Origin of the sequence: Rhodococcus sp. 05-2254-6, assembly GCF_002258565.1 — a bacterium.
Taxonomy (GTDB): Bacteria; Actinomycetota; Actinomycetes; order Mycobacteriales; family Mycobacteriaceae; genus Rhodococcoides.
Genome location: NZ_NOZF01000186.1, coordinates 84760 through 108152, shown reverse-complemented (window position 1 = coordinate 108152; position 23393 = coordinate 84760). Strand labels below are relative to the sequence as shown.

The following is a 23393-nucleotide window of genomic DNA, read 5'->3' as shown; positions in this document are numbered from 1 at the left end:
GCTGGACGGTTCCGCCCACCGAGATCCCGGCGATGTACGTCGACGCCGAGGCCATCCTCGGCCGTTGCCGCCCCCGGCGTCGACGGTCAGTACGCCGTCACGTGGACCGGGCCCATCGCCACGGTCAGCGTCAAGCGCAGTGAGATCGCAGCCGGCTATGCGTGCCCCACCGTCTACCCCACCGGCACCGCTCCCGTGTTCGACGCGACAGACGCCGTCTACACCGTCGATCGTTACCTGGGGCGTGGTGGTGGTCGGGGCTGCCGTGGTCGGAGTTGCCGCCTGTGAGTCGTCGCTCGGTGCCTCGGTGGTGGTGCTCGTCGCTCCCGACTGCTCGGATGGCAGTCCGACTGCGGAATCGCAGGCTCCGACCAGAGCGAGCGTTGCGATCAGCGGCAGCGCGCTTCGGACGACCCTGGTCCGCCGCGGTGATGCCGCACTGTTCTTCACGTCGTTTCTCCCCCGTTGCTTTCGAGCGGACCTGACATCTCCCGGACCTTTTCCCCGGCATCGTCCACCGACTACGCTAACGGACTGTGGAACCCGTCTACCGATCAGTCATCGGCATCGCTCGTGCAGTGTTCGCGTTCGAGGGCCTGAAATTCGATGTCGAGGGCGAGGAACACATCCCTGCCACCGGCGGAGCCGTCATCGCCGTCAACCACACCGGATACATGGACTTCACCTACGCCGGGCTGCCGCCGCGACGGGTCAAGCGCTACATCCGGTTCATGGCGAAGAAGGAAGTCTTCGACAACAAGATCTCCGGCCCGATCATGCGCTCGCTACGGCACATCCCTGTCGACCGTGGAGCCGGTGCCGAGTCCTACAAGGCGGCCGTGGAGAGCTTGCGCAACGGCGAGCTCGTGGGCGTGTATCCCGAGGCGACCATCAGCCGCAGCTTCGAGATCAAGGAATTCAAGTCCGGCGCAGCACGCATGGCCATCGAGGCAGGCGTGCCGATCATCCCGACGGTGATCTGGGGCGCGCAGCGTGTGTGGACCAAGGGATACCCGAAGCGGTTGGGCCGCACCAATACTCCTATCTCGATCGCTGTCGGTGAGCCGCTGCCTCCGGTCGGTCCGCCGAACGAACTGACCGAGAAACTGCGTACGGTGATGCAGAAGATGCTGCTGGAACTGCAGGAGAACTACCACCACGAGCCGGGCGCGTACTGGGTTCCGGCACGATTGGGCGGCAGCGCACCGACTCTCGAAGAAGCGGACAAGCTCGACGCCCAAGACCTCGCTGCCCGTGCCGCGAAGCGGGCCGAGTAGAACTGTGCGATGAACCTCCGCGGTGAACGGGTCGTGTTGCGGCCCGTCACCACCGAGGACGTGCCGGAGCTCCGCCGAATACTGCACACCCCCGAGGTGTACGCGCGGTGGGGCGACGAGGACGCCGACGAGAACTGGCCGTTCGACAACCCCGAAGAGCATCGATTGGTCGTCGAAATCGACCGCGCAACAGTGGGATTGATCCAGTACGGCGAAGAGACCGATCCGATGTACCGGCATGCGTCGATCGACATCTTCTTGGACCCGGCTGTACACGGTCGCGGGGTCGGAAAGGACGCCGTGGGCACGCTGGTGCGATACCTGACAGTCGACCTCGGACATCATCGGTTGGTGATAGATCCGGCCGCCGACAACGCGGTAGCGATTGCCTGTTACAGCGCAGTCGGATTCGAGCCCGTCGGGATCATGCGCAAGTACGAGAAGGGCCCGACCGGCTGGCACGACAGCCTGCTGATGGATCTGATCGTCGAGTAGCTATCGATCTTCTCTCGGCAGTGTCAGGCGGAATCTCGCGCCCGTAGGCCCTGCGGCACAGACGAGTTCGCCTCCGTGCGCTCGCGCCAACGTCCGCGCGATCGACAACCCGAGCCCGACGCCACCGGAGGAACGGTCGCGCGCGGAGTTGAGTCGAACGAGCCGCTCGAAGATGCGCTCACGGTCCGCCTCGTCGACCCCGGGACCGTCGTCGTCGACGGTGACGAACGCCTGTGAGTCGGCCCCTGTCTGCACTCGGATTCTCCCGCCGGGCGGAGTGAACCGAGCGGCGTTGTCGAGGACGTTCGACAAAATTTGCTCGACGCGGCCCACGTCCACCCTGACCGGCACCGGTTGCGATCCGTCCACCTCGAACCGGACCTGCGGGGACAGCAGAGCCGCGCGCTCGACGGTGCGTCGAACCACGTCGGTGAGGTCCACGTCGGTCAGCTCCAACTCCGAAGTATTCTCTGCGCGAACGGAATCGAGCATATCTCCCACCAGGCGCGACGCCCGCGCGGATTCGCCGACCAACAGCTCGCTCCACCTACCGACCCGATCGGGGCGGTGCTCGGCGTCGCGCTGCAACGACTGAGCCAGCGCCGAGATCCCGGCTACCGGCGTACGCAATTCGTGTGCCGCGTCGGCCAGGAATCGGCGCATGTCTTCCTCTGCTCGACGCGCCGCCTGCGCCGCGGCAGCCTCCTTGCGCTCGGCGTCCTCGAGGGCGTCGAGCATCTCGTCGACGGCCGATGCTGTGCGCCCCAGATCGGTGTTCGGCTTCGATGGAAGCAGGCGACGTCCCCTGTCGCCGTTGGTGATTCGGCGTGCGACCGACGTCATCGAGTCCAGCGGTGACAACGCGCGCCTCACCGCGTAGATCAGCGCGGCGGCGGCCAGCAGCAGAGTGACGGCACCGGCACCCACCATCAGAATGCGCAATTGTTGGCGGACATCGGCGATCGCGGTGGTGTCGCCGAGGAGTGACAGTGTCGATCCGTCGGGTAGGGGCTTCGTGATCTCCAGCGAATCGGAACGTGGGGCAGGCGGATTGGGCGGTCCCGGGGGAGTGGGCGCATTCGACGGGCCGGACGGAGGGTTGGGTGCCGCGGGCCGATCGCCCTGCGCGGGAGGCTCGCCACCGGGCACACCGTAGACCGTTCCGTCGGCGGTGGTGATCCGAACTCGGATAGCGTCACCCTGCAGGGCTTGCACCAAGTCCTGCGCGCTGACCCCGCTGTCGACCAGTTCGACCGCTCGGTCGGCCCGATCGCTCAAGCGAGCATCGAGATCGCGTCGAAGCTGCTGGCCCAGAACCACATCCACCGATGCGCCGACCACAAGTAGCAGCACCGCGAACAGGACGACAACGGTGGCGACCACTCGCGTACGCAACGAGGGCGTGGGTGTGCGGTTCACTGCGGTGCCCGCAGGGCGTATCCGAGGCCACGGACAGTGTGGATCAACCGCGGACCGTGCGCTTCCATCTTGCGACGCAAGGCACTGATGTGCACTTCCACCAGATTGCCGTCGTACGCGCCGTAACCCCAGACCGACTCGAGGATGGACGTTTTCGAGACAGTGCGACCGCGCTGCACGACGAGGAAGGTTGCCAATCGGAGTTCGGTCGCCGTCAGGTCGAGGACGTGGCCGGCGCGGGTGACCACCCCCGCGGATTCGTCCACGAGTAGATCGCCCACTTGGATTGCGTCCGACGACCTGCCGCGTCTACGCAGCACCGATCGCGCTCGGGCAACCACCTCGTCGAGTTGAAACGGCTTGACCACGTAGTCGTCGGCACCGTCGCTCAAACCGCGCAGTCGGTCCTGGAGCTGGTCCTTCGCGGTGACCATGATGATCCCCGCGTCACTGCTCTGACGGACGACGTCGATGAGCGCGAACCCGTCCCGCGCACCGGGCAGCATGACGTCGAGGATCACCACGTCAGGGCGGAAGCCTGCCATCGTGGTTTCGAAGCCGTCGCCGTCGGGCAAGGACGCGGCGGTGAATCCCGCGTCCTCGAATGCGGCCACCAGCGCTTCTCGGATGGGCAGCGAGTCCTCCACCACCATCACCCGGGGAGCGGAACTGTATGTCATTCCTCGATTGTCACTCACCAGCTGAAGTGATCCTGAAGATGCGCCCAGCTTCAGGGTGACTTCAGCTAGCGGCGGCAGGGTCGGTGACAGAACGAATCGAACGAGACAGTGCGAACAAGGAGTGAACGTGAACGATCAGACCCAGCCGATCCCCGCCGCCTCGAACCCGGCCGAGCCCGCTGCTCCCCAGCAGAACAAGCCGAAGCGATCGAAGGGCCGTGTGCCACTGGTGGCAACAGCGGCGGCGGGACTCGCAGTAGGGGCGCTTGTCGCGTCGGCAGTATTTGCTGCCACCGGGCCGGACGTCTCGCCCGGAGTGTCCACGGTCGCGTCGTCGTCGACGCTCGGGGAGCGGACCGACGGCGGTGGCGGGTCGGATGCACCTGCGGTGCCGGCCGCTCCGGACTCCGGCGACGGATCGACGGCTCCCACCCCGTCCGATGATGCGACGCCGCCTGCTCCGGGTAACGGCGAAACCCCGCCTGCTCCGCCCGCGGGTGGTCCGGGCAAGGGTGGACCGGGAGAGGGTGGCCCAGGTCCGAGTGGGCCGGGTAAGGGTGGACCGGGTGCCCTGTGCGCACCGGAAGACGGTGCGACGCCGCCCGCTCCGGCTGACGGTGCGACGCCGCCTGCTCCGGCTGATGGTGCGACGCCGCCTGCGCCGCCGACTCCGGGTACTGAGGGAGACGGCGCGACTGCGCCTGCACCCCCGGCTCCGGCAGATGGCGCTACTCCTCCCGCACCACCTGTCGCTCCTTCTGGTTCCTGATCCAACCTTCTCCAGCCCCGCACCGGTGTTCTCGGTGCGGGGCTGGAGTGGTCTTTGGGCGGGTTCAGGCGATGTGGGGGCCGGCTCGGGCGTGGGATGGTCGGGGTTGTCGGTAGGGGTCGACGGTTGCGGGCGGTACGAACCAGGGGTGGTTGTCGGTGCCGATGAACACTTCCCAGTCACTGTGGTGGATCAGTCGGTGGTGGAACCCGCAGAGTAGGACGAGGTTGTTCATGTCGGTGGGGCCGCCGTCGCCCCAGTGCCAGATGTGGTGTCCTTCGGTCCAGGCGGCAGGTTTTCCGCAGCCGGGGAACGCGCAGCCGTGATCGCGGGCGGTGAGGGCTCTGCGTTGTTTGGCGGTGACGGTGCGGGCGGTGCGGGCGAGGTTCAACGGGTTGCCGTTCTCGTCCATCACGATCGCGGTCAGGACACAATCACACGCCAACTGGCGGGAGGTGTTGCGCGAGAGCGGCCCCATCCATGGCAGCCACCCGACCGAAGCGCCGTCGCCGAACAAGTCTCGATACGCGCCACGATCAGCAGCTCCGCCTTCACCGTGATCGCCACTGCCACTGCCACTGCCGTTTTCGTTGTCCGGTTCGGTTTCTGCGTCGGTGTCTACGGGGTTGCCGGTAATGATGTCGACGAGATCGACTGTGTCGGTCTCGGATTCGGCTGCTGCGCGTGAGGTTTCGTCGTCGGTGATGTCGTCTTCGCCTCCGCAGGTCTGGAGGTCGGTGAGGTCCTGCAACCGGATGTGCAGGTTCAGGTGGGGGCGTTCTCCGCCTTCGATGGGGCGATCACTGGAGGCGAGGTATTGGTCGAGGATGTGTCCGAAGGCGTCGGCTCTGCGCTTGGCGGGGCTGCGCTGGTCTTGGGTGCCGTCGGCGGCGGGGTGGGGTTCGGTCAGCGGGGAGAGTGCGGTCAGCAGCTTTTCGCCGGTGATCGCGTCGAAGTCTCCTTTGAGTACCAGCCGCCCGTTCAATGTCTTGGAGGCGAAGAGTTCGTTGCGGTCGGTGTTCTCGGCGGGTGGTTTCTTGGTGCCGAAGCTGTCTTCGAGTCTGGTGATCGCTGCTCGAATGCGGCCGGTGCGTGCGTCGGGTCCTGTCGCAGCTTTGATCAAGGCGGCGCGCGCGGCATCGCGACCCTTTTGCGGCAGGTGTTCCGGTGGGGTTTCGGCGAAGGCAAGGATCAGGGCAGCGTGGTCGATGGTCATCACGCCGGTGTTCACGGCGTCGGCGATGTCGGGAAACGCAGACATGCCGCGGGCGAGGGCGACGATCTTGGTGGCCTTGGACGGTGAGAGCAGGGTGGTGGAGGTCAGCCATCCGGCGGGTCCGGGGAAGCCGAGTTTCTCCCGGCTCACGCGGGTGTCGATCTCGGCGACGAGAGCGATCCGCCGGGCTTCGAGCAACTGGATTTGATGGGAGACCGCGGCGGCGTCGGCGAGCAGTTCGCTCTCGCTCAGTTGCCAGATCTCCGTGGTCATGGAAGCCAGTGTATCGAACGCGCGTTCGACTGGAAACCATAGTGCAATCGAAAACTATTGTCCTGCTTAACTATTCGCTATCCAGAACCTGTCGGTGGCGTGTGCTAGGCGTTGGTAAAACCTGACGTCAGGTGATGCGCTCAGTCAGCTTCTCTGGCAACGGTTTCCAGTTCATCTCGGTAGGCGGCCCACCATGCTGCGTCGCCGTCGGTCATGTTTTCGTTCCCCAGTCGCAGCCCGACGGAATCGTCGATGAGCTCGCGCACGATGTCTGCGTGTCCGGCATGTCGATTCGTTTCGATGCACACATGCACCAGTACGCGGTGCAACGTGACTTCCTGCTTCTCGGCGGGCCAGTGCAGGACGCGTCCGACGGTGTCGAGGTCGTTCGATTCGATGGTCTTGTCGGCGTGCAACCAAGCCTCGCGGTACAGGTCGACGATGAACTCGGAGGATTCGTCGGCGGCTGCCCACATGTCGGAGTTCGATCGCGCCGCAGCTGATTTCTCCAGCTCGGTGAATCGGGCCGGGAATTCGCGGCCGAAGGTGAGGCCGAAGTAGCCGTATTCGACGATCGCCAGGTGCTTGATCAGCCCCAGGAGGTTCGTCCCCGTCGGCGTCATCGGCCGTCGTTTCTGGTACTCGGTGAGGCCGTCGAGCTTCCACAGCATGTTCTCGCGGGCGATCCGCAGGTACTGGTGCAGGTCGTCTTTCATGCTGGTCGGCTCGGTCATGCTCGTCAGCTCACCGACGCGTGCCAGACCAGAGCAGCGGCCAGCGCGCCGAGTCCGTTCAACGACCAGTGCAGGGCGATGGGGGCGATCAAACTTCCGCTGCGGCTGCGCAGCCACGTGAACACCACACCCGCCGCCGCAGTCGCCACGACGGCCAACGCGATACCGACGATCTGCCCGAACAGCCCGCCACCGAGAAATCCGCTCAGCCCCACGTTGCCCGCCGTCAGCCCCAGCGACGACGCGATGTGCCACAGACCGAACAGCAGGGATCCTGCAGCGAACACGCCTCGAGCTCCGTAGATGCGCCCCAGCGTGCCGTGCAGCACCCCGCGGAATGCGAGTTCCTCCGGGATGACGGTCTGCAGCGGAATGACGATCATCGATGCGACGATGGCTGCAGAAACGGTTGCGTATCGGTCGGCCATGAAGAACGGCCGAGTCAGCGGCAGCAACGCACCGATCGCGACGACGGTCAGGACGACCCCGACGGCTCCGAGTGCGTACAGAGATCCGGTCTTCCATTGCTTGGGAGAGAGTCCCAGTTCGGCCCACCCCAGACCGCGCCGGTTCGCCAGGACTACCAGCAGAACCGCGGCGATCGGAACCGTCGCGATGCTGGCCCACACCGTGGTGAAGTGCGCGATGAGGTTGGTGCCCACGAGTACGAGGACGACGATGGCGACGTCGAGGTAAGCGTGGAAGGCGCGTCGGGGTGCCACGCTCCCGGCCGGATTCACAGCAAGCATTGGATCGAGTGTACTGGCGTCAGCTGTGAGCGCCCGGTGAATCGAGGCTTCGGTCGAGGCCTTTGCGGTCGTAGATGCGGGTGAACACCACACCGAACACGAGCCCGATGAGCAGTCCGAGAGACGTCATGCCCACCGAGTGCAGCAGCCCTGCGTCGAGTGAGGCGTTGAAGTACAGGATCGAGCGGGTGCCGAGGAAAATCTGGTGCATCGGCTCGAACTGCGCGAGCCAGGTGAAGAGCCGCGGGCTGGCTTCGAGGGGAATGGTGCCACCCGAGGACGGCAACGCCAGGATGATGAACACGATCAAATTGATCAGCAGTCCTGCGGTGCCGAACGCGGACATCACCGCCAATGCCGTGATGCCGACCGCGGTGATCGCGAACGCGCCGTACATCCACAGGGTCCAGGCGTGGGTGATCGGCATACCGAGCAGATGACTGATCAGCAGATACAGGGCAGACACCAGCATGGCCAGTACGACCATGACGAGCCACTTCACGAGCAGCGTCTGGAAGCGGTTGATCAGGGTCGGTCCCCGATGGATGTACTTGGGACCGATCTCTGTGGGCGTGAATCCGAGTAGGCCGTCGACGAGTGCGCTGACGATGGTCGCACCGGTGAAGCCCGCAAGGACGAGCAAGAGCGCGTAGTAGAAGGCGGACAGGCCACCGCCGGTGCCGTCGGGCAGAGGATCGTATTGTGCAACGATCACATCGATCGGCTGCGCGAGGGTGAGAGCACTTGCACCGGCGAGCTGAGTCTCGCCGAGCTGTTGGCGTACCTGTTCGGTGATCTGCTGTCCCACAGTTTCATTGACCGACTCGAACGCCGGTGTCGCCACTCCGGTCACGAGTGACATTCCGAAACTGCCGGCACGTGGGTTGGTGTAGACCGTGATGATCGGCTTCTCGACGTCCCCGGGAATCACGCTCGCCTGGGCGAGGATTCCCATTCTCTTGGTGAAATCGCTGGGGATGACGATGGAACCGTAGGCCTCGGCCGTCGACAGCAGTGATTGAGCTTGCGCCGGACCGACTTCCCGGAAGTCAACCTTCTCCGAATCGACGTTCTGCAGCAGACCCTCGACGATGTCGTTGCCGATGTTGCGCTGCTCGCCCGCGAGGGTGTCGCCCTCGTCCTGGTTCACGATCGCGATGGGGAGGTCGTGCAGATTGCCCCTGGGGTCGAGCACGCCGCCCAGGTACAGCGCGGCGAGGAACGACATCAGTGCCGACACCACCAGAATGGGCGCGAGCCAGAAACGCGGCGAACGAAGGACGTCGGCCATCGACCGAGGAGTTCTGTCGGAGGTCACCGGATCAGTGTCGCAACTTCGGCTCCCATGTGCGCGTTTATTCGTAGCAGGCTACGAGTAAACGCGCACATACGGCGCAGCCGCTCCTAGGCGTTGGCCCGACGCGGCAGCTTCCACTCCGGACGCACCCAGTGGCAGGTGTATCCCTCGGGGTACTTCTGCAGGTAGTCCTGGTGCTCGGGCTCGGCCTCCCAGAAATCGCCGGCCGGGGTCACCTCGGTGACGACCTTGCCGGGCCACAGTCCCGACGCGTCGACGTCGGCGATGGTGTCCTCGGCGACGCGCTTCTGCTCGTCGTTCAGGTAGAAGATCGCCGAGCGGTAGCTGGCTCCGATGTCGTTGCCCTGACGGTTCTTGGTGGTGGGGTCGTGGATCTGGAAGAAGAACTCCAGCAGGTCCCGGTATGTCGTCTGGGTGGGGTCGTAGACGACCTCGAGGCCCTCGGCGTGATTGCCGTGGTTGCGGTACGTGGCGTTGGGGACCTCGCCGCCGGTGTAGCCGACGCGGGTCGAGATCACTCCCGGGAGCTTGCGGACGAGCTCTTCGGCTCCCCAGAAGCATCCTCCGGCGAGAATGGCGGTTTCGGTGGCTGCAGACATCGTTGCTCTCCTAGTTCTTTATCGGTCGATACGTGGGGTTCAACGAACGAGGCGGCGTCATAATTCCGAGTCGTGGGTGCGTTCGCCGACCTCGAGAACCAGCTTGCCGGTGTTCGCCCCGTCGAACAGCAGGTTCAGGGTCGACCCGAAGGCGGGGACTCCGCCGATCTCGATCTGCTCGCGTGCGGTCATCTTGCCGCTGGTGAGCAGTTCGGACAGGGCCTCGATGCCCTCCTGGTAGCGATCGAGGTAGTCGAAGATGATGAACCCCGTCATCGATGCCCGATTGATCAGTAGCGACAGGTAGTGCGCCGGGCCGGGCTGCGGGTCCGTCGCGTTGTAGCCGGAGATCGCTCCGCACAACACCACTCGCGCTCCCTTGCGCAGTCGGGAGAGGGCCGCGTCGAGGATTTCGCCGCCGACGTTGTCGAAATACACGTCGATGCCCTTCGGTGCAGCCGCCTTCAGGCCCTTGTACACCGACTCGTTCTTGTAGTCGATCGCCGCGTCGAAGCCCAGTTCTTCGGTGAGCCACGCGCACTTCTCGGGTCCACCGGCAATGCCGATCACAGTGGCTCCCTTGGCTTTCGCGATCTGTCCCGCGATACTGCCCACGGCACCGGCGGCTCCGGAGATCACCACGGTATCGCCTTCGGTGAGCTTGCCGACGTCCATCAGACCGAAATAGGCCGTGAGCCCGGGAAATCCGAGTGCTCCGAGCCAGGTGGGAGCAGGCGCGATGGATTCGTCGACCTTCTGTACCCCCGTGCCGTCCGACAGTGCATGCTCGGTGACGCCGAACGAACCCGAAACGATCTCTCCGACTGCATAATCGGGATGGTGGGATTCCAGCACCCGGCCCACGGCGTGCGCTCGCATCACCTCGCCGATGCCGACGGGCGGCACGTACGAGCGCGCATCGTTGAGCCAGCCGCGCATGGCCGGGTCGAGAGAGACGTAGTCGACGGTGACGACGAATTCGCCGTCGCCAGGAGTGGGAATCGGTTCCTCGGTGAGGTTCCACGTCGATTCGTCGGGTCGTCCCACCGGGCGCTGGGCCAGCCGGATCTGACGGTTCACAGATGTCATCTACCGTTCCTTCCACATCGAAGACGTGCATGTCGAAAACAGGGTGCTTCGACACTAGGGCAGAATGACGTCACGATGACCAACGCGCCGAACACCACCCGCCTCGCCCCCCGACTCGTCGCAAGCGACGTCGACGGCACCCTGCTCGACCAGCATGAACGTGTCACCGAGCGCACCAAGCGCGCCGTCTCGGCCGTCGTGGCCGACGGAGTTCCGTTCGTGCTGTCCACCGGCCGGCCGCCGCGGTGGATCCACCCCGTCGTCGATCAGCTGGGATACGCGCCGATGTCGGTGTGCGCCAACGGTGCGGTGATCTACGACGCCGCCAACGATCGCGTGCTCAGCGCCGAGACGCTGTCGGTCGAGACGCTGCAGTGGTTGGCCGACGTCGCGTATCGCGCGCTGCCCGGCTGCGGACTTGCCGCCGAGCGAGTGGGCCGGACGGCGCACGACTCGGCCACACCGCAGTTCGTCAGCTCCCCGGGATACGAGCACGCCTGGCTGAACCCGGACAACGTCGAGATGACCGAGGACGACGTGGTCGACGTTCCGGCCGTCAAGCTGCTGATCCGGTTGTCCGGCTCCACCAGCGGACACATGGCCGACATCCTGTCCCCGCTGATCTCCGGTCGAGCCGACCTGACGTTCTCCACCGACAACGGACTCATCGAGCTGTCGGCACCGGGCATCACCAAGGCATCGGGCTTGGCCAAGGTCGCCGAGACGCTGTCGGTGGACGTCAAGGACATCGTGGCCTTCGGCGATATGCCCAACGACGTGCCGATGCTGTCGATGGTGGGACTGGGCGTGGCGATGGGCAACGCGCATCCCGCTGCCGTCGCGGCGGCGAACGAGGTGACCGTCACCAACGCAGAAGACGGAGTGGCACAGGTTCTCGAACGCTGGTGGTGACCCTCGGGTCTCCCGGCATATCCGAACACGACGAGGGCCGAGTCACCGTGGTGACTCGGCCCTGGTCGACTGTCGGAACTCAGCCCGCGGGTGCGGGCTCCGGTGCGGGAGCAGGCTCAGCCGCAGGAGCCGGTTCCACCGGCGCCGCGACGGGGTTCTGCATCTCCGCGTTGTAGGTGTCGTTGTACGTCTTGATCACGGTGGTGACGATTCCGGTGAGCTCGTTGAAGATCAGCGAACCGTTCTCGAAGTCGGTACGGAAGCCCTCCGGCACCCGGAACTCGTCGGTGATCGGCAGGCCGAGGATGCCGTCTACGCCACCCTGCTGCACGTACTGCTGGAAGATCTTGCCGATGACGGCCACGGCCTGACCGGCCATGTTGGTGATGATCTCGCCGTTGGCGAACTGCGCCTTCTCGCGGCCGCCGCTCACCTGCACCAGGCCGCTCACCGGAACGCCGAGCGAGCCGGTTTCTCCGCCCGATTCCAACCACTTCTGTGCGACGGGACTGGTCGACGCCAGTCGCTGCAGCTCGGCGACCAGGGCCGGGATGTTCTCGCCCAGAGTGGAACTGGCGTCGGTGCCCGGGCGTGACGGTGCCGGGTCGGTCACCGCGGTGTCGGGTGCGGTATCGGGAGCGTCGGGCGATACCGGAGTGGCATCTCCGCCGCCGCCGAGGTTTGCCGCAGCGATGTCGCGGATTTCTCCGAGTCGTGCGTATCCGGCGTCACCGGGGCATTCGGTGTTGCCTACATCGCGGTGGCCGAAGATCACCGGCAGGTCGACACTCTGGCCGCGGCCGACAAACGTGAAATCCGTTCCCTCCGAGGTCATCGTGGTGGTGCCCTTCGGGTCGAGACCGGCCTTGCCGAGTCGCCATCCGAGGAACTTGCCGACCGAATCGATGGTCTCCTGCGAGGGATCCTCGTTGGAGTAGTCGCCCATCATGGCGATGCCCATCGTGTTCTCGTTGAACCCGCCCGAGTGTGCGCCCTGGACCGGCTTGTCCAAGCCGCCCGCGCGGCCCTCGAAGATCTGGCCGTACTTGTCGACGAGGACGTTGTAGCCGATGTCGCACCAACCGAGTGTCTGCGCGTGGTATGCGTAGATGGCGCGGACGATCTCGGCCGATTCGGACTTGGAGTAGTCGTTGCTGCCTGCGGTGTGGTGCACTGTGGCACCGCCGAGGAAGTCGTCGACAGTCGGTGTGGCGCAACGGATCGACTCGTCGGCACCCCACTGAGCGCGGGTGATGACCTTGGGGCCTGCGTCACCGGCGACGGGCGTGGCGATGTCGTTCAATGCCGAGTCGACCGGCGACGTGCCGGGGGTGATGAGTACGGCACTGATGTCATCGACCGCAGCAGCCAACTGATCCACCGTGCCTTCCGGCGCGGCTTCGGGCTGGGCGCGATCTGCTGCAGGTGCCTCGACTGCAGGTGCCGGTGCCGCGGGATCGACAGGTGCCGGATCCTGTTGACGCAGAGGCGTGCTCGACGACGCCGGGGTGTAGCCCAACGGCTGTTCGGCAGCAGCGGGCACCTCGGCCGGGGCGTCGGCAGCAGGCAGCTCGACGACCGGAACCTCGGGAACCGGTGCAGTTGCGAAGCTTTCGGGAGCTGCACTACTCGTCAGCGGCGTCAGCAGCACCTGCACTGCATTGGTCAGTCCGACGAAGATCGGTTCGGTGCCTTGCTTTTCCGCAGCGGGAACGGCGTCGCTCGCAGTGGTGTCCACCGGCGCGGTCTCGAGCCACGGGCCCCAGGATCCGTCCTCGAGTTGCCGGCGAACCTGAGCGGCTGCACCGTCGAGCTGCTCGGAGGTCAGGGCCACCATGCTGAAGGGAGTGTCCTGCTTGATTTCCTTGACGGCGGCACCGAGCGGCGGGCCGGTCGGATCGGCAGCTTCCGGATTCACGGGCAGGGGACTGACCGGCGCGGATGCATCGACCCGGGGAACGGGTGCCTGTGCTGTCGCGTTGCCCGGCGCGGGCGTGGTCAGGCCCGGGATGTCCGGGATTTCGATCGGCGGGATCACGATGGAATCCGGCAGCGGTAGGTACTTCAGATCGGAGAGCCGCAGATCCGGCAACGGCAGTCCGGTGAGTTCCTGCAACGGAATGACGATGTCCGGTGCGGAGCTCAGCGCGGTCTCGACGATCTTGGTCGGCACGGTGACCGGGGTTGTCTCGTTGGCCGGTCGAACTCCGGTTGTCGTGCTGTCGGTGAGGCCTGCGACCGCAAAGGGGGTTGCGACGGCCAGTAGTGCGACAGCACCGAGAACGATCGACGGCTTCGTTCGACGGTTCGGCAAGGCGGTACTCCCTGGTTGTTGGTAGGTACGCGTCGTAGGATCTCCAGCTACTGAACAACATGAATCACATCAGCAACATGAGTCCCATCAGACACAAGGCTAAACCTTAGCTTGACAGTTAGCCATCGGCGGGAAGTTCGAGTGGCGCGGCGCGTCGGGGCTTGCACTCCTGGGTCGTTCCGCAGGCTCCACTCCTGCCCACCTACGCTTTCGAGCTGTGACTGTGCACTTCATCGGAGCCGGACCGGGCGCTGCCGACCTGCTCACGCTGCGAGCGGTCGAGCTCCTGCGATCGAGCCCGGTCTGCGTCTACGCCGGCACCTACATCGACGACGCGATCCTCGAACACTGCTCTGCAGGCACCCGGCTGGTCGACACCGCGAAACTCGACCTCGATGCCATCACCGAAGAGTTGGTCGCTGCCCACGAGCGCGGCGAGGACGTCGCGCGCCTGTGCTCGGGCGACCCGTCCCTCTACTCCGCGTTGGCGGAGATGTCCGCTCGACTCGACGCTGCAGGCGTGCCCTGGGACGTCACCCCTGGTGTTCCTGCCTACGCGGCCGCAGCCGCCGCACTGGGCGTCGAGCTGACGGTTCCGGAGGTGACGCAGTCGGTGGTGCTCACCCGCGCACAGGCCCGCTCGACGGCGATGCCCGATACCGAGGCGCTGAAGAACTTCGCCGCCACCAGGGCAACGCTTGCGCTGCACCTGGCGATCACCCGCACTCGCATCATCGCCGACGAACTGATTGAGTTCTACGGTCCCGAGTGCCCCGCCACGGTCGTCTTCCATGCCAGCAAGCCGGACGAGCTGATCCTGCGCGGCACCCTGGCCGACATCGCAGATCAGGTCGAGGCCGCCGACCTACGACAGGCGGCGGTGATTCTGGTGGGGCCAGCCCTGGCTCGACGCGTCGTCACCGAATCCCACCTGTACGACGCGTGCCGGGACCGCTCGTGAGAATCCATCTGATCGGCATCGGCGGTGGACACCCGGATCAGGTGACCGTCCAGGCCGTCGAGAAACTGCGGGCCGTCGACGTGTTCATCGTCGCGGACAAGGGTGCCTCCGTCGGCGATCTCGCAACAGCCAGGCAGGAGATCCTCGAACGCCATCACGGCGGTAGCTACCGGGTGATCGAGGTGCCCGACCCGCCACGCGACCGATCGCCCCGGCAGTACGAGACCGCTGTCCTCGATTGGCACGACGCCCGCGCCCGCGCCTACGCCGATGTGCTCGACGGCCTCGCCGACAGCACCGTCGTCGGATTTCTCGTCTGGGGAGACCCCGCGCTGTACGACAGCACGATCCGCGTCGTCGAGCGACTGGCCGCGTTGCGCGGTGACATCGAGTTCGATGTCACACCCGGTATCTCCAGCGTGTCGATGCTGGCGGCGAGTCACCGCCTCGTGCTCAACCGCATCGGCGGGCCGATCGTCATCACCACCGGCCGCAACCTGGCAGGCGATGTCGCGGCCGGTCTCGACAACCTCGTGGTCATGCTCGACGGCAAGCTGGCCTGCAGCGCGCTGACCGGCGCAGGGTGGGGCATCCACTGGGGTGCCAACCTGGGGACGGCGGACGAGAAGCTGGTGTCGGGTCCGCTCGACGACGTGCTGGGCGAGATTCGCCGCGCCCGCGAGGAGGTCAAGTCCCGGCACGGCTGGGTGATGGATACCTACCTGCTTCGACGCCTGCCCGGTTGACATCCGACCGGCCGACCGACGCCTGGCGGGGCAGAGCGGTCACGATCGTCGGATACCCTGGTTGCCCGTGACTGCTGTAAGCCCCGAGACCACCTCTTCCGACGCCTCCGTGACCGGCCGATACGACCTCATCGTCGTCGGATCCGGGTTCTTCGGACTGACCGTGGCGGAGCGGGCGGCGTCCCAGTTGGGCAAGCGTGTCCTCGTGCTGGATCGGCGGCACCACCTGGGTGGCAACGCGTACTCCGAGGCCGAGCCCGAGACGGGTATCGAGATCCACAAGTACGGCGCGCATCTGTTCCACACCTCGAACAAGCGGGTCTGGGACTACGTCAACCAGTTCACCGACTTCACGAGCTACCAGCACCGTGTCTTCGCCCTGCACAAGGGCCAGTCGTATCAGTTCCCGATGGGCCTGGGCCTGATCTCGCAGTTCTTCGGCAAGTACTTCTCGCCTGCCGAGGCGCGGGCACTCATCGAAGAGCAGTCCGACGAGTTCGACTCGAAGGATGCGCAGAACTTCGAGGAGAAGGCGATCTCGTTGATCGGGCGCCCGCTGTACGAGGCGTTCATCAAGGACTACACCGCCAAGCAGTGGCAGACCGATCCGAAGAACCTGCCCGCGGGCAACATCACCCGATTGCCGGTGCGGTACACGTTCGACAACCGCTACTTCAACGACACCTACGAGGGACTGCCGGTCGACGGCTACACCGCGTGGCTCGAGAAGATGGCCGCCGACGAGAAGATCGAGGTCCGATTGAACACGGACTGGTTCGACGTCAAGGCCGAGCTCGTGGCCGAGAGCCCCGACGCTCCCATCGTCTACACCGGCCCACTGGACCGCTACTTCGACTATTCCGAGGGCGAACTGGGTTGGCGCACAATCGATTTCGAGACCGAGGTACTTCCGACGGGTGACTTCCAGGGCACCCCGGTGATGAACTACAACGACGGCGACGTGCCGTTCATCCGGATCCACGAGTTCCGTCACTTCCACCCCGAGCGCCAGTACCCGACCGACAAGACGGTCATCATGCGCGAGTTCTCCCGCTTCGCCAAGAGCGGCGACGAGCCGTACTACCCGATCAACACCCCCGACGATCGGCAGAAGCTCGAGGCCTACCGCGACCGCGCCAAGGCCGAAGCCGCCGCGAGCGGAGTGCTGTTCGGTGGCCGACTCGGCACCTACCAGTACCTGGACATGCACATGGCCATCGCGAGCGCGTTGAACATGTACGAGAACACCCTGGCTCCGCACTTCGAGACCGGTGCACCCCTGGCAGGCGACAAGTGACCGCCAAGCACCTCCTCGAGGACGGCATCGCCGACGCCGCGCCGGTTCTCGGCAAGTCACTGCTGCAGCGGGTGTTGCTGCCGCGCTCCGGTGAACCGCTCGACGTGCGCACGCTGTACCTCGAAGAGGCGCTCACCAACGCCAAACGGGCACACTCGCTCTCGCGGACCTCGGTCACGATCGGCTCCGAGTCCGAGGTGTCGTTCTGTACCTATTTCAACGCGTTCCCGGCGAGCTACTGGCGGCGCTACAGCGTCCTGAAGTCCGTGGTGCTGCGCGTCGAGGTCTCCGGACACTGCCGAATCGACGTCTACCGGTCCAAGGCCGATGCGTCGCGCATCCACGTCGAGGGCCGTGAAGCCGTGGACGGCGATGCGGCGCAAGAGTTTCTGATCGATCTCGGTCCGTTCGAGGACGGCGGCTGGATCTGGTTCGACATCACCTCCGATTCCGAGGTGGTTCTCGAGAGTGCGGGCTGGTACGCGCCGATCGAGGCTCCCGGTGAGGCCACCGTTGCCGTCGGTATCCCCACGTTCAACCGTCCGGCCGACGCAGTCAAAGCCCTTGTGGCCCTTGGCTCGGATCCGTTGGTGCTCGACGTGATCCAAGCCGTCATCATGCCGGATCAGGGCACCCGCAAGGCCAAGGACGAGCCAGGGTTCGACGAGGCGGCAGCAGCCCTCGGCGGCCGACTCGCCATCCACGATCAGGCCAACCTCGGCGGGTCCGGCGGATACAGCCGCATCATGTACGAGGCACTGAACAACACCTCGTGCCAACACATTCTGTTCATGGACGACGACATCGAGATCGAGCCCGACTCGATCCTGCGGGCGCTGGCGATGTCGCGATTCGCCAAGGTCCCCACGCTCGTCGGTGGCCAGATGCTCAACCTGCAGGCGCGCAGCCACCTGCACGTCATGGGCGAAGTGATCGATCGCGGCAACTTCATGTGGACCGGCGCACAGAACGTGGAGTACGACCACGACTTTTCCGAGGACCCGCTGCGCACCAGCAAACTGCTGCACCGCCGCATCGACGTCGACTACAACGGCTGGTGGATGTGCATGATCCCCCGCGTCGTCGCCGAGGAACTGGGGCAGCCACTGCCGCTGTTCATCAAGTGGGACGACGCCGAATACGGGTTGCGCGCACGGGAAGCCGGCTACCCGACGGTGACACTGCCGGGCGCGGCCATCTGGCACATGGCGTGGAGCGACAAGGACGACGCCATCGACTGGCAGGCGTACTTCCATCTGCGCAACCGCCTCGTGGTCGCATCGCTGCACATGCCGGGCGACGGCAAGGGCCTGGTGCTCGACACGATCAAGGCCACGGTCAAGCATCTGCTGTGCCTCGAATACTCGACGGTCGCCATTCAGAACCTCGCGATCCGCGACTTCTTGGCCGGCCCCGAGCACATCCTCGAGATCCTCCCCACCGCGCTGCCGACCGTGCACGCACTGCGCAAGGAATTTCCCGACGCCGTCGTCGTGGGCAGTTCCACGGAGCTGCCCCTCGCGTCCGGTGAGGAGGTGGGAGCCGTCGGGCTGCCGACCAACCCGCTCGCCAAGATCAGCCGATTGGCAAAAGGCTTGCTGCACAACGCAAAGCCTGCGCACACTCAGCATCACGACCGCCCACAGCTCAACGTCCCGACTCTCGACGCGCGCTGGTTCCTGCTCTCCCAGGTCGACGGCGTCACCGTCACCACCGCCGACGGCCGGGGCGTCGTCTACCGCAAGCGAGACCGCGCTCAGGCCGCGGCGTTGCTCAAGGAAGCACTGTCGCTGCGCAAGCAGTTGGCGGCCGAATTCCCCGCCCTCAAGGCTCGGTATCGCGATGCCGTGCCGCACCTGACCAGTAAGGAAACGTGGGAACGTGTCTTTCGTTACCAGGCGTAAGGGCCAGACCGAGGCCCCGACGGAAGTCAGGATCCTCGAGAAGGTGCAGAGCACCGTCGGCAGTACACCGGGCGCGATCACCGTCGCCCGCGGCATGTCGCACTTCGGCGAACACGCACTCGGCTGGGTCGCGATCGCCGGTATCGGTGCTGCGCTGGACAAGCCGCGTCGGCGTCAGTGGGCCTCGGTGGCAGTCGGGGCAGTGGGCTCCCACGCCGCGTCGATCGTCATCAAGCGAATCGTGCGCCGGCCACGTCCCCACGATCCGGCCGTGCGCATCAACGTCTCGACGCCCAGCAAGCTGAGCTTTCCGTCCTCGCATGCGACATCCACCACAGCCGCCGCGGTTCTCCTCGGCCGGGTGACCGGGCTACCGTTACCGGCGGTCCTCGTCCCACCCATGCTGCTCTCGCGCTTGGTGCTCGGAGTCCACTACCCCACCGATGTGCTGGCAGGATCTGCACTCGGCGCGTTGACGGCTGCGGCCGTCGTGAAGTTCGAAGGAGACAAATGAGCGAGGATGCCGCACCCGTAGGCGCGCCGCCGAAGAACCTGGCGGACGGCATCGTCAAGGCGCTTCGTCCGCGTCAGTGGGTCAAGAACGTCCTGGTGCTCGCTGCACCGCTGGCGGCGGGCTCGGTCACCGACCCCGACGTGCTGCTGTCCGTCGCGCTCGCGTTCGTCGTGTTCTGCTTCGCCGCGTCCGGGGTCTACCTCGTCAACGACGCCCTCGATGTCGAGGCCGACCGCGCACACCCCACCAAGCGGTTCCGGCCGATCGCCGCGGGCGTGCTGCCCGTCAACATCGCCTACGCGATGGCCGTGGTGTCCTTCGCCCTCGCCATCGGTCTGTCGTTCCTCGCGAACTGGAAGCTGGCGCTGGTCATCGGCGTCTACATCGTGATCCAGCTGGCGTACTGCTTCGGTCTCAAGCACCAGGCCGTGCTCGACATCTGCATCGTGTCCTCGGGCTTCCTGTTGCGCGCGATCGCCGGTGGCGTCGCCGCGTCGATCCCGCTGTCGCAGTGGTTCCTGCTGATCATGGCGTTCGGATCGCTCTTCATGGCTGCCGGCAAGCGCTACGCCGAGCTGCAGCTCGCCGAACGCACCGGAGCGAAGATCCGCAAATCGCTCGAGAACTACACCACCACATACCTGCGATTCGTCTGGACGCTGTCGGCAACGGCCGTCGTCATCTGTTACGGCCTGTGGGCGTTCCAGGAAGACGCGGGCACGGACGCCAACTGGTTCGCGATCTCGATGATTCCGTTTACCATCGCAATCCTGCGATACGCAGTGGATGTCGATGGCGGCGAGGCAGGCGAACCCGAAGAGATCGCGTTGGGAGACAGGGTTCTCCAGCTACTCGCCATAGCGTGGATCGGAGTGGTTGGTGTCGCTGTCTACCTCGCCTGACCAGCGAGACGCGCGAGAAGAGAAGTCCGCTCGGGCATCGATCACCCGGCCCGTCTTCTGGATCGGGACCGTGGTCACCGGGGCGTTGTTCCTCTGGGGTGCGTGGGAGCGCCGCTGGATCGCCGACGACGGGCTGATCGTGCTGCGCACCGTCCGCAACCTGCTGGCCGGCAACGGACCGGTGTTCAACGCGGGCGAACGAGTCGAGACCAACACCAGCACCATCTGGACGTACCTCGTCTACGCAGGCAGTTGGCTGAGCGAGGGACGCCTCGAGTACGTCGTCCTGACGATCGCGCTCGTGCTGTCCACGGCCGCCGTCGTCATCGCGATGATCGGCACGTTCGCGCTGCGAGGACGTACCGCATCGAAGACCCTGTTCCTGCCCGCAGGCGTCCTGGTCTACATCGCGGTTCCTCCTGCCCGCGACTTCGCGACGTCCGGCCTCGAGACCTGCCTGGTCATCTTCTGGCTGGCGATGCTGTGGCTGCTGATGGTTCGCTGGGGCCAGCGCCGGAGCGGTGGCGCCGAGCTGCTGCTGCTGGCGTTCTTCGCCGGCCTCGGCCCGCTGGTGCGTCCGGAACTGTCCATCGTGGCGGTGCTCGCGCTGGCGATGATCTTCCTGGCCCCGCAGAGTTGGTCGTCCAGGCTCCGAGTGTTCGTTTTCGCCGGAGCCGTGCCGGTGCTCTACCAGATCTGGCGCATGGGCTACTACGGCCTGCCGTACCCCAACACCGCGGTGTCGAAGGATGCCGGCGGAGCCAAGTGGTCGCAGGGGTTCGAGTACCTGTCCAACCTCGTGGGCCCGTACCTGCTGTGGCTGCCACTCCTACTGCTCGTCGTCGGTGCCGTTCTGTCGGCCTCCCGAGTGCGGTTGTCCCTGCCCCGCACCGTCGGCGGCTGGCTCGCAGCGCTACGGACGCCGACCGCCGTGGTCGTCTTCGTATTGATCAGTGGCCTTCTGCTGGCTTTGTACGCGATTCGCGTCGGCGGCGATTTCATGCACGGCCGCACATTGTTGCCGGCATTGTTCACGCTTTTGTTGCCGATTTCGGTGCTGCCGGTCGCCCTTCCGAAACGATGGTCTGCAGACCGCGCCACCGCGATATTCTTCGCCGATCTTTTCGTCTGGGGCGGCATCGTGGTCTGGGCCGTCGTGGCTGCCAATACGACGGGTATGCCGCAGGGTTCGATCGTCGGCCGCAGTGGCATCGTCGACGAGCGGGCGTTCTACTCGCTCAACACCGGGCACGCCCACCCGATCCTGGCCGCGGACTACCTCGACTACCCGCGGATGCGCGGGATGGTCGAGGCGATCGAGGACACTCCGGACGGCGGCCTGCTGTTGCCGTCGGCGCAGTTCACGTACTGGGATGTCGTTCCCCCACCACTCCCCATCCCGGAAGGTGGCTTCGGTCACACCGTCTTCTTCCTGAACCTCGGAATGACCAGCATGAACGTCGGCCTCGACGTGCGGGTCATCGACCAGATGGGACTGGCGTACCCGTTGGCGTCGCACACCGAGCGGCTCGAGAACGGCCGGATCGGACACGACAAGAATCTCTATCCGGACTGGGTGGTGGCCGATCTCGGCCTCGTCGCCGTTCATCCGTACCTGCCCTGGTACATGGACGAGGACTGGGTCACCGAGGCTCAGGTTGCGCTGACCTGCCCCGACACCCAGGAACTGCTCACCTCGTATCGAGCGCCGTTGACGAAGGATTTGTTCGTCCGGAATGTCAAGCGTTCGCTCTTCTACGCCGGATATCGGTTCGATCGGGTGCCGAAGTACGAAATACAACGATGTGATCTTCCGGCTCCGATATTGAAGGCGGACAATTAGGTGTCCGAACACGAAAAGGTCACCGGGTTGCGCCGAATTGGTGTCGACGCCAAGATGAGCTATCTCGATCATGTAACGGGGGTCGTCCTTCGCGCGATAAGTGCGGAGGATGTGTATGCGTCCGACCTGTGTGGTCGGGCGGCAGACATGATGGACTTGCGAGATCAAGCGTTGATTGCGTAACCGATGTGACGACGAAGCAGCTGAGAGGTCGAGTGCATGCTGGGTAGAAGGAAGAGCCGGTCCGAGGACAAGCGGGGTGGGTCCTGGGGACGCCGCGCCGCCACGTCCATGCTGATGGCAGTGGTCCTACCACTGGGATTGGCTGTAGCCGGCGGTGGCGCGACTGCAAACGCGGCCTTCGACGGCAATGCCATCGACGTGTGGACGGACTCGTCGATGGGTCCGATCAAGAGCCGCGTTTGGCGCGCCGCGGACGGTAACACCGACCGCGTCGTCTACCTCCTCGACGGGCTGCGGGCCACCACCGACATCTCCGGTTGGGAGCACGAGACCGACGCCGGTGCCGTACTGGCCGGATACAACATCAACGTCGTCCAGCCGGTCGGCGGACAGTCGAGCTTCTACTCCGACTGGTACGCACCGTCGAACTTCAACGGCCAACAGACCACGTACAAGTGGGAGACCTTCCTGACGCAGAACCTGCGTGAGAACCTGCGCGCCAACTGGGGCTTCAACCCCAACCGCAACGGCGTCATCGGTATCTCCATGGGCGGATCGGCAGCTCTGACGCTCGCCGCCTACCACCCGGACCAGTTCAGCTACGCGGGCTCGCTGTCCGGCTACCTGAACATCTCTGCTCCCGGCATGCGTGAAGCGATGCGTCTGGCGTTGCTCGACTCCGGTCGCTACAACATCGACGCGATGTGGGGACCGCCGTGGGATCCGGCGTGGCTGCGCAACGACCCGTTCGTCTTCGCGCCTCGTCTGCGCGACAACGGAACCCGCGTATGGGTGTTCGCAGGTAGCGGTCTGCCCGGCGGACTCGATCGCCCGCAGAGCTTCATCGACTACTACAACACCGCCAACGGCATGGGCCTCGAGGCCATCGCGTTGGCGAACAGCCGGGCGTTCCAGATCCGGATGGCAAGCATCGGCGCCAACAACGTCACGTACGCGTTCCCGGCCGTCGGTACCCACCAGTGGGGTTACTGGGGCGAGCAGATCCGCATCATGGCACCGGACCTGAGCGCCAACATCGGTGGCTGACCAGCCGCACTTCGTTTCGGTCGTTTCGCCCGCTTTTCGGCCCTTCGTGAAACTTCACGACTTTTCAGGCCTGTTCAGCGGGGGCCGAGCAGGATAGTCTCCTGTTTCAAGGAAACGTCGAGGTGAAACTGGGACGCTGATCACAGTTTTGC

The 23393-nt window shown here is 65.3% G+C and carries 21 protein-coding genes and 1 pseudogene; 13 read left to right on the top strand and 9 right to left on the bottom strand.

The window, feature by feature from the left end; all coding sequences use genetic code 11:
• The 3 genes and pseudogenes from CH256_RS26120 to CH256_RS26110 form a co-directional block, all read left to right on the top strand.
• Window positions 1-288 (top strand): annotated as a pseudogene (locus CH256_RS26120) (hypothetical protein); the annotation flags it as partial.
• Window positions 289-536: 248 nt separating this feature from the next.
• Window positions 537-1277 (top strand): lysophospholipid acyltransferase family protein, encoded by a 741-nt coding sequence (locus CH256_RS26115; protein WP_094671304.1) that lies wholly within the window; start codon window positions 537-539, stop codon window positions 1275-1277.
• A 9-nt stretch (window positions 1278-1286) separates the two neighbouring features.
• Window positions 1287-1772, top strand: coding sequence for a GNAT family N-acetyltransferase (locus CH256_RS26110; protein WP_094638946.1), 486 nt, complete (start codon window positions 1287-1289; stop codon window positions 1770-1772).
• Here the strand turns inward: CH256_RS26110 and CH256_RS26105 are convergent, their stop codons facing one another.
• Together CH256_RS26105 and CH256_RS26100 are read right to left on the bottom strand one after the other, a co-directional pair.
• Window positions 1773-3191, bottom strand: coding sequence for a sensor histidine kinase (locus CH256_RS26105; protein ID WP_256989554.1), 1419 nt, complete (start codon window positions 3189-3191; stop codon window positions 1773-1775). It abuts the gene before it with no gap.
• On the bottom strand, window positions 3188-3871 hold the full coding sequence (locus CH256_RS26100; protein WP_094671300.1) for a response regulator transcription factor: 684 nt from the start codon (window positions 3869-3871) through the stop codon (window positions 3188-3190). Before CH256_RS26100 ends, CH256_RS26105 begins: the two co-directional genes overlap by 4 nt.
• 127 nt (window positions 3872-3998) lie before the next feature.
• On the opposite strand from CH256_RS26100, the gene CH256_RS28255 reads away from it, so the two are divergent.
• Window positions 3999-4640: a hypothetical protein gene (locus CH256_RS28255; protein ID WP_179272234.1), complete on the top strand. Its 642-nt coding sequence runs from the start codon at window positions 3999-4001 to the stop codon at window positions 4638-4640.
• Window positions 4641-4704: 64 nt separating this feature from the next.
• Here CH256_RS28255 and CH256_RS26090 read toward each other — a convergent pair whose 3' ends face one another.
• The 6 genes from CH256_RS26090 to CH256_RS26065 all read right to left on the bottom strand — a co-directional run bounded on the left by CH256_RS26090 (window position 4705) and on the right by CH256_RS26065 (window position 10618).
• On the bottom strand, window positions 4705-6129 hold the full coding sequence (locus tag CH256_RS26090; RefSeq protein ID WP_094671298.1) for an HNH endonuclease signature motif containing protein: 1425 nt from the start codon (window positions 6127-6129) through the stop codon (window positions 4705-4707).
• Window positions 6130-6269: 140 nt separating this feature from the next.
• Entirely contained in the window at window positions 6270-6863 is a 594-nt protein-coding gene (locus tag CH256_RS26085) for a DinB family protein (protein WP_094671296.1), read from the bottom strand.
• Window positions 6864-6868: 5 nt separating this feature from the next.
• On the bottom strand, window positions 6869-7612 hold the full coding sequence (locus tag CH256_RS26080) for a CPBP family intramembrane glutamic endopeptidase (RefSeq protein ID WP_037187130.1): 744 nt from the start codon (window positions 7610-7612) through the stop codon (window positions 6869-6871).
• A 19-nt stretch (window positions 7613-7631) separates the two neighbouring features.
• Window positions 7632-8903: a YhgE/Pip domain-containing protein gene (locus CH256_RS26075; RefSeq protein ID WP_094638941.1), complete on the bottom strand. Its 1272-nt coding sequence runs from the start codon at window positions 8901-8903 to the stop codon at window positions 7632-7634.
• A 113-nt stretch (window positions 8904-9016) separates the two neighbouring features.
• Complete coding sequence (msrA, locus tag CH256_RS26070) at window positions 9017-9529, bottom strand: peptide-methionine (S)-S-oxide reductase MsrA (protein WP_068054290.1); 513 nt, start codon at window positions 9527-9529, stop codon at window positions 9017-9019.
• 57 nt (window positions 9530-9586) lie between these two features.
• Window positions 9587-10618: an NADP-dependent oxidoreductase gene (locus CH256_RS26065; RefSeq protein ID WP_094671294.1), complete on the bottom strand. Its 1032-nt coding sequence runs from the start codon at window positions 10616-10618 to the stop codon at window positions 9587-9589.
• Between the two features lie 75 nt (window positions 10619-10693).
• Between CH256_RS26065 and CH256_RS26060 the strand changes: the two genes are divergently transcribed.
• Window positions 10694-11530: an HAD family hydrolase gene (locus CH256_RS26060; protein WP_094638937.1), complete on the top strand. Its 837-nt coding sequence runs from the start codon at window positions 10694-10696 to the stop codon at window positions 11528-11530.
• Between the two features lie 79 nt (window positions 11531-11609).
• Here the strand turns inward: CH256_RS26060 and CH256_RS26055 are convergent, their stop codons facing one another.
• Window positions 11610-13844 (bottom strand): N-acetylmuramoyl-L-alanine amidase, encoded by a 2235-nt coding sequence (locus CH256_RS26055; protein ID WP_094671292.1) that lies wholly within the window; start codon window positions 13842-13844, stop codon window positions 11610-11612.
• A gap of 217 nt (window positions 13845-14061) precedes the next feature.
• Between CH256_RS26055 and cobM the strand changes: the two genes are divergently transcribed.
• The 8 genes from cobM (at window position 14062) to CH256_RS26010 (ending at window position 23241) form a co-directional block, all read left to right on the top strand.
• Window positions 14062-14805 (top strand): precorrin-4 C(11)-methyltransferase, encoded by a 744-nt coding sequence (gene cobM / locus CH256_RS26050; protein WP_094638935.1) that lies wholly within the window; start codon window positions 14062-14064, stop codon window positions 14803-14805.
• On the top strand, window positions 14802-15551 hold the full coding sequence (cobF, locus tag CH256_RS26045) for a precorrin-6A synthase (deacetylating) (protein ID WP_176460224.1): 750 nt from the start codon (window positions 14802-14804) through the stop codon (window positions 15549-15551). The genes cobM and cobF overlap by 4 nt, the downstream gene beginning before the upstream one ends.
• Before the next feature lie 67 nt (window positions 15552-15618).
• Entirely contained in the window at window positions 15619-16848 is a 1230-nt protein-coding gene (gene glf / locus CH256_RS26040; RefSeq protein WP_176460223.1) for a UDP-galactopyranose mutase, read from the top strand.
• Complete coding sequence (locus tag CH256_RS26035; protein WP_068054308.1) at window positions 16845-18752, top strand: glycosyltransferase; 1908 nt, start codon at window positions 16845-16847, stop codon at window positions 18750-18752. The genes glf and CH256_RS26035 overlap by 4 nt, the downstream gene beginning before the upstream one ends.
• Window positions 18730-19266, top strand: a complete 537-nt coding sequence (locus CH256_RS26030) for a phosphatase PAP2 family protein (RefSeq protein ID WP_094638932.1) — start codon at window positions 18730-18732, stop codon at window positions 19264-19266. Before CH256_RS26035 ends, CH256_RS26030 begins: the two co-directional genes overlap by 23 nt.
• Window positions 19263-20168, top strand: a complete 906-nt coding sequence (locus CH256_RS26025) for a decaprenyl-phosphate phosphoribosyltransferase (protein WP_068054311.1) — start codon at window positions 19263-19265, stop codon at window positions 20166-20168. The genes CH256_RS26030 and CH256_RS26025 overlap by 4 nt, the downstream gene beginning before the upstream one ends.
• Complete coding sequence (gene zomB, locus CH256_RS26020; RefSeq protein ID WP_094638931.1) at window positions 20146-22011, top strand: flagellar motor control protein ZomB; 1866 nt, start codon at window positions 20146-20148, stop codon at window positions 22009-22011. The genes CH256_RS26025 and zomB overlap by 23 nt, the downstream gene beginning before the upstream one ends.
• A 219-nt stretch (window positions 22012-22230) precedes the next feature.
• Window positions 22231-23241 (top strand): alpha/beta hydrolase, encoded by a 1011-nt coding sequence (locus CH256_RS26010; RefSeq protein ID WP_176460222.1) that lies wholly within the window; start codon window positions 22231-22233, stop codon window positions 23239-23241.
• Window positions 23242-23393: the final 152 nt, after the last annotated feature.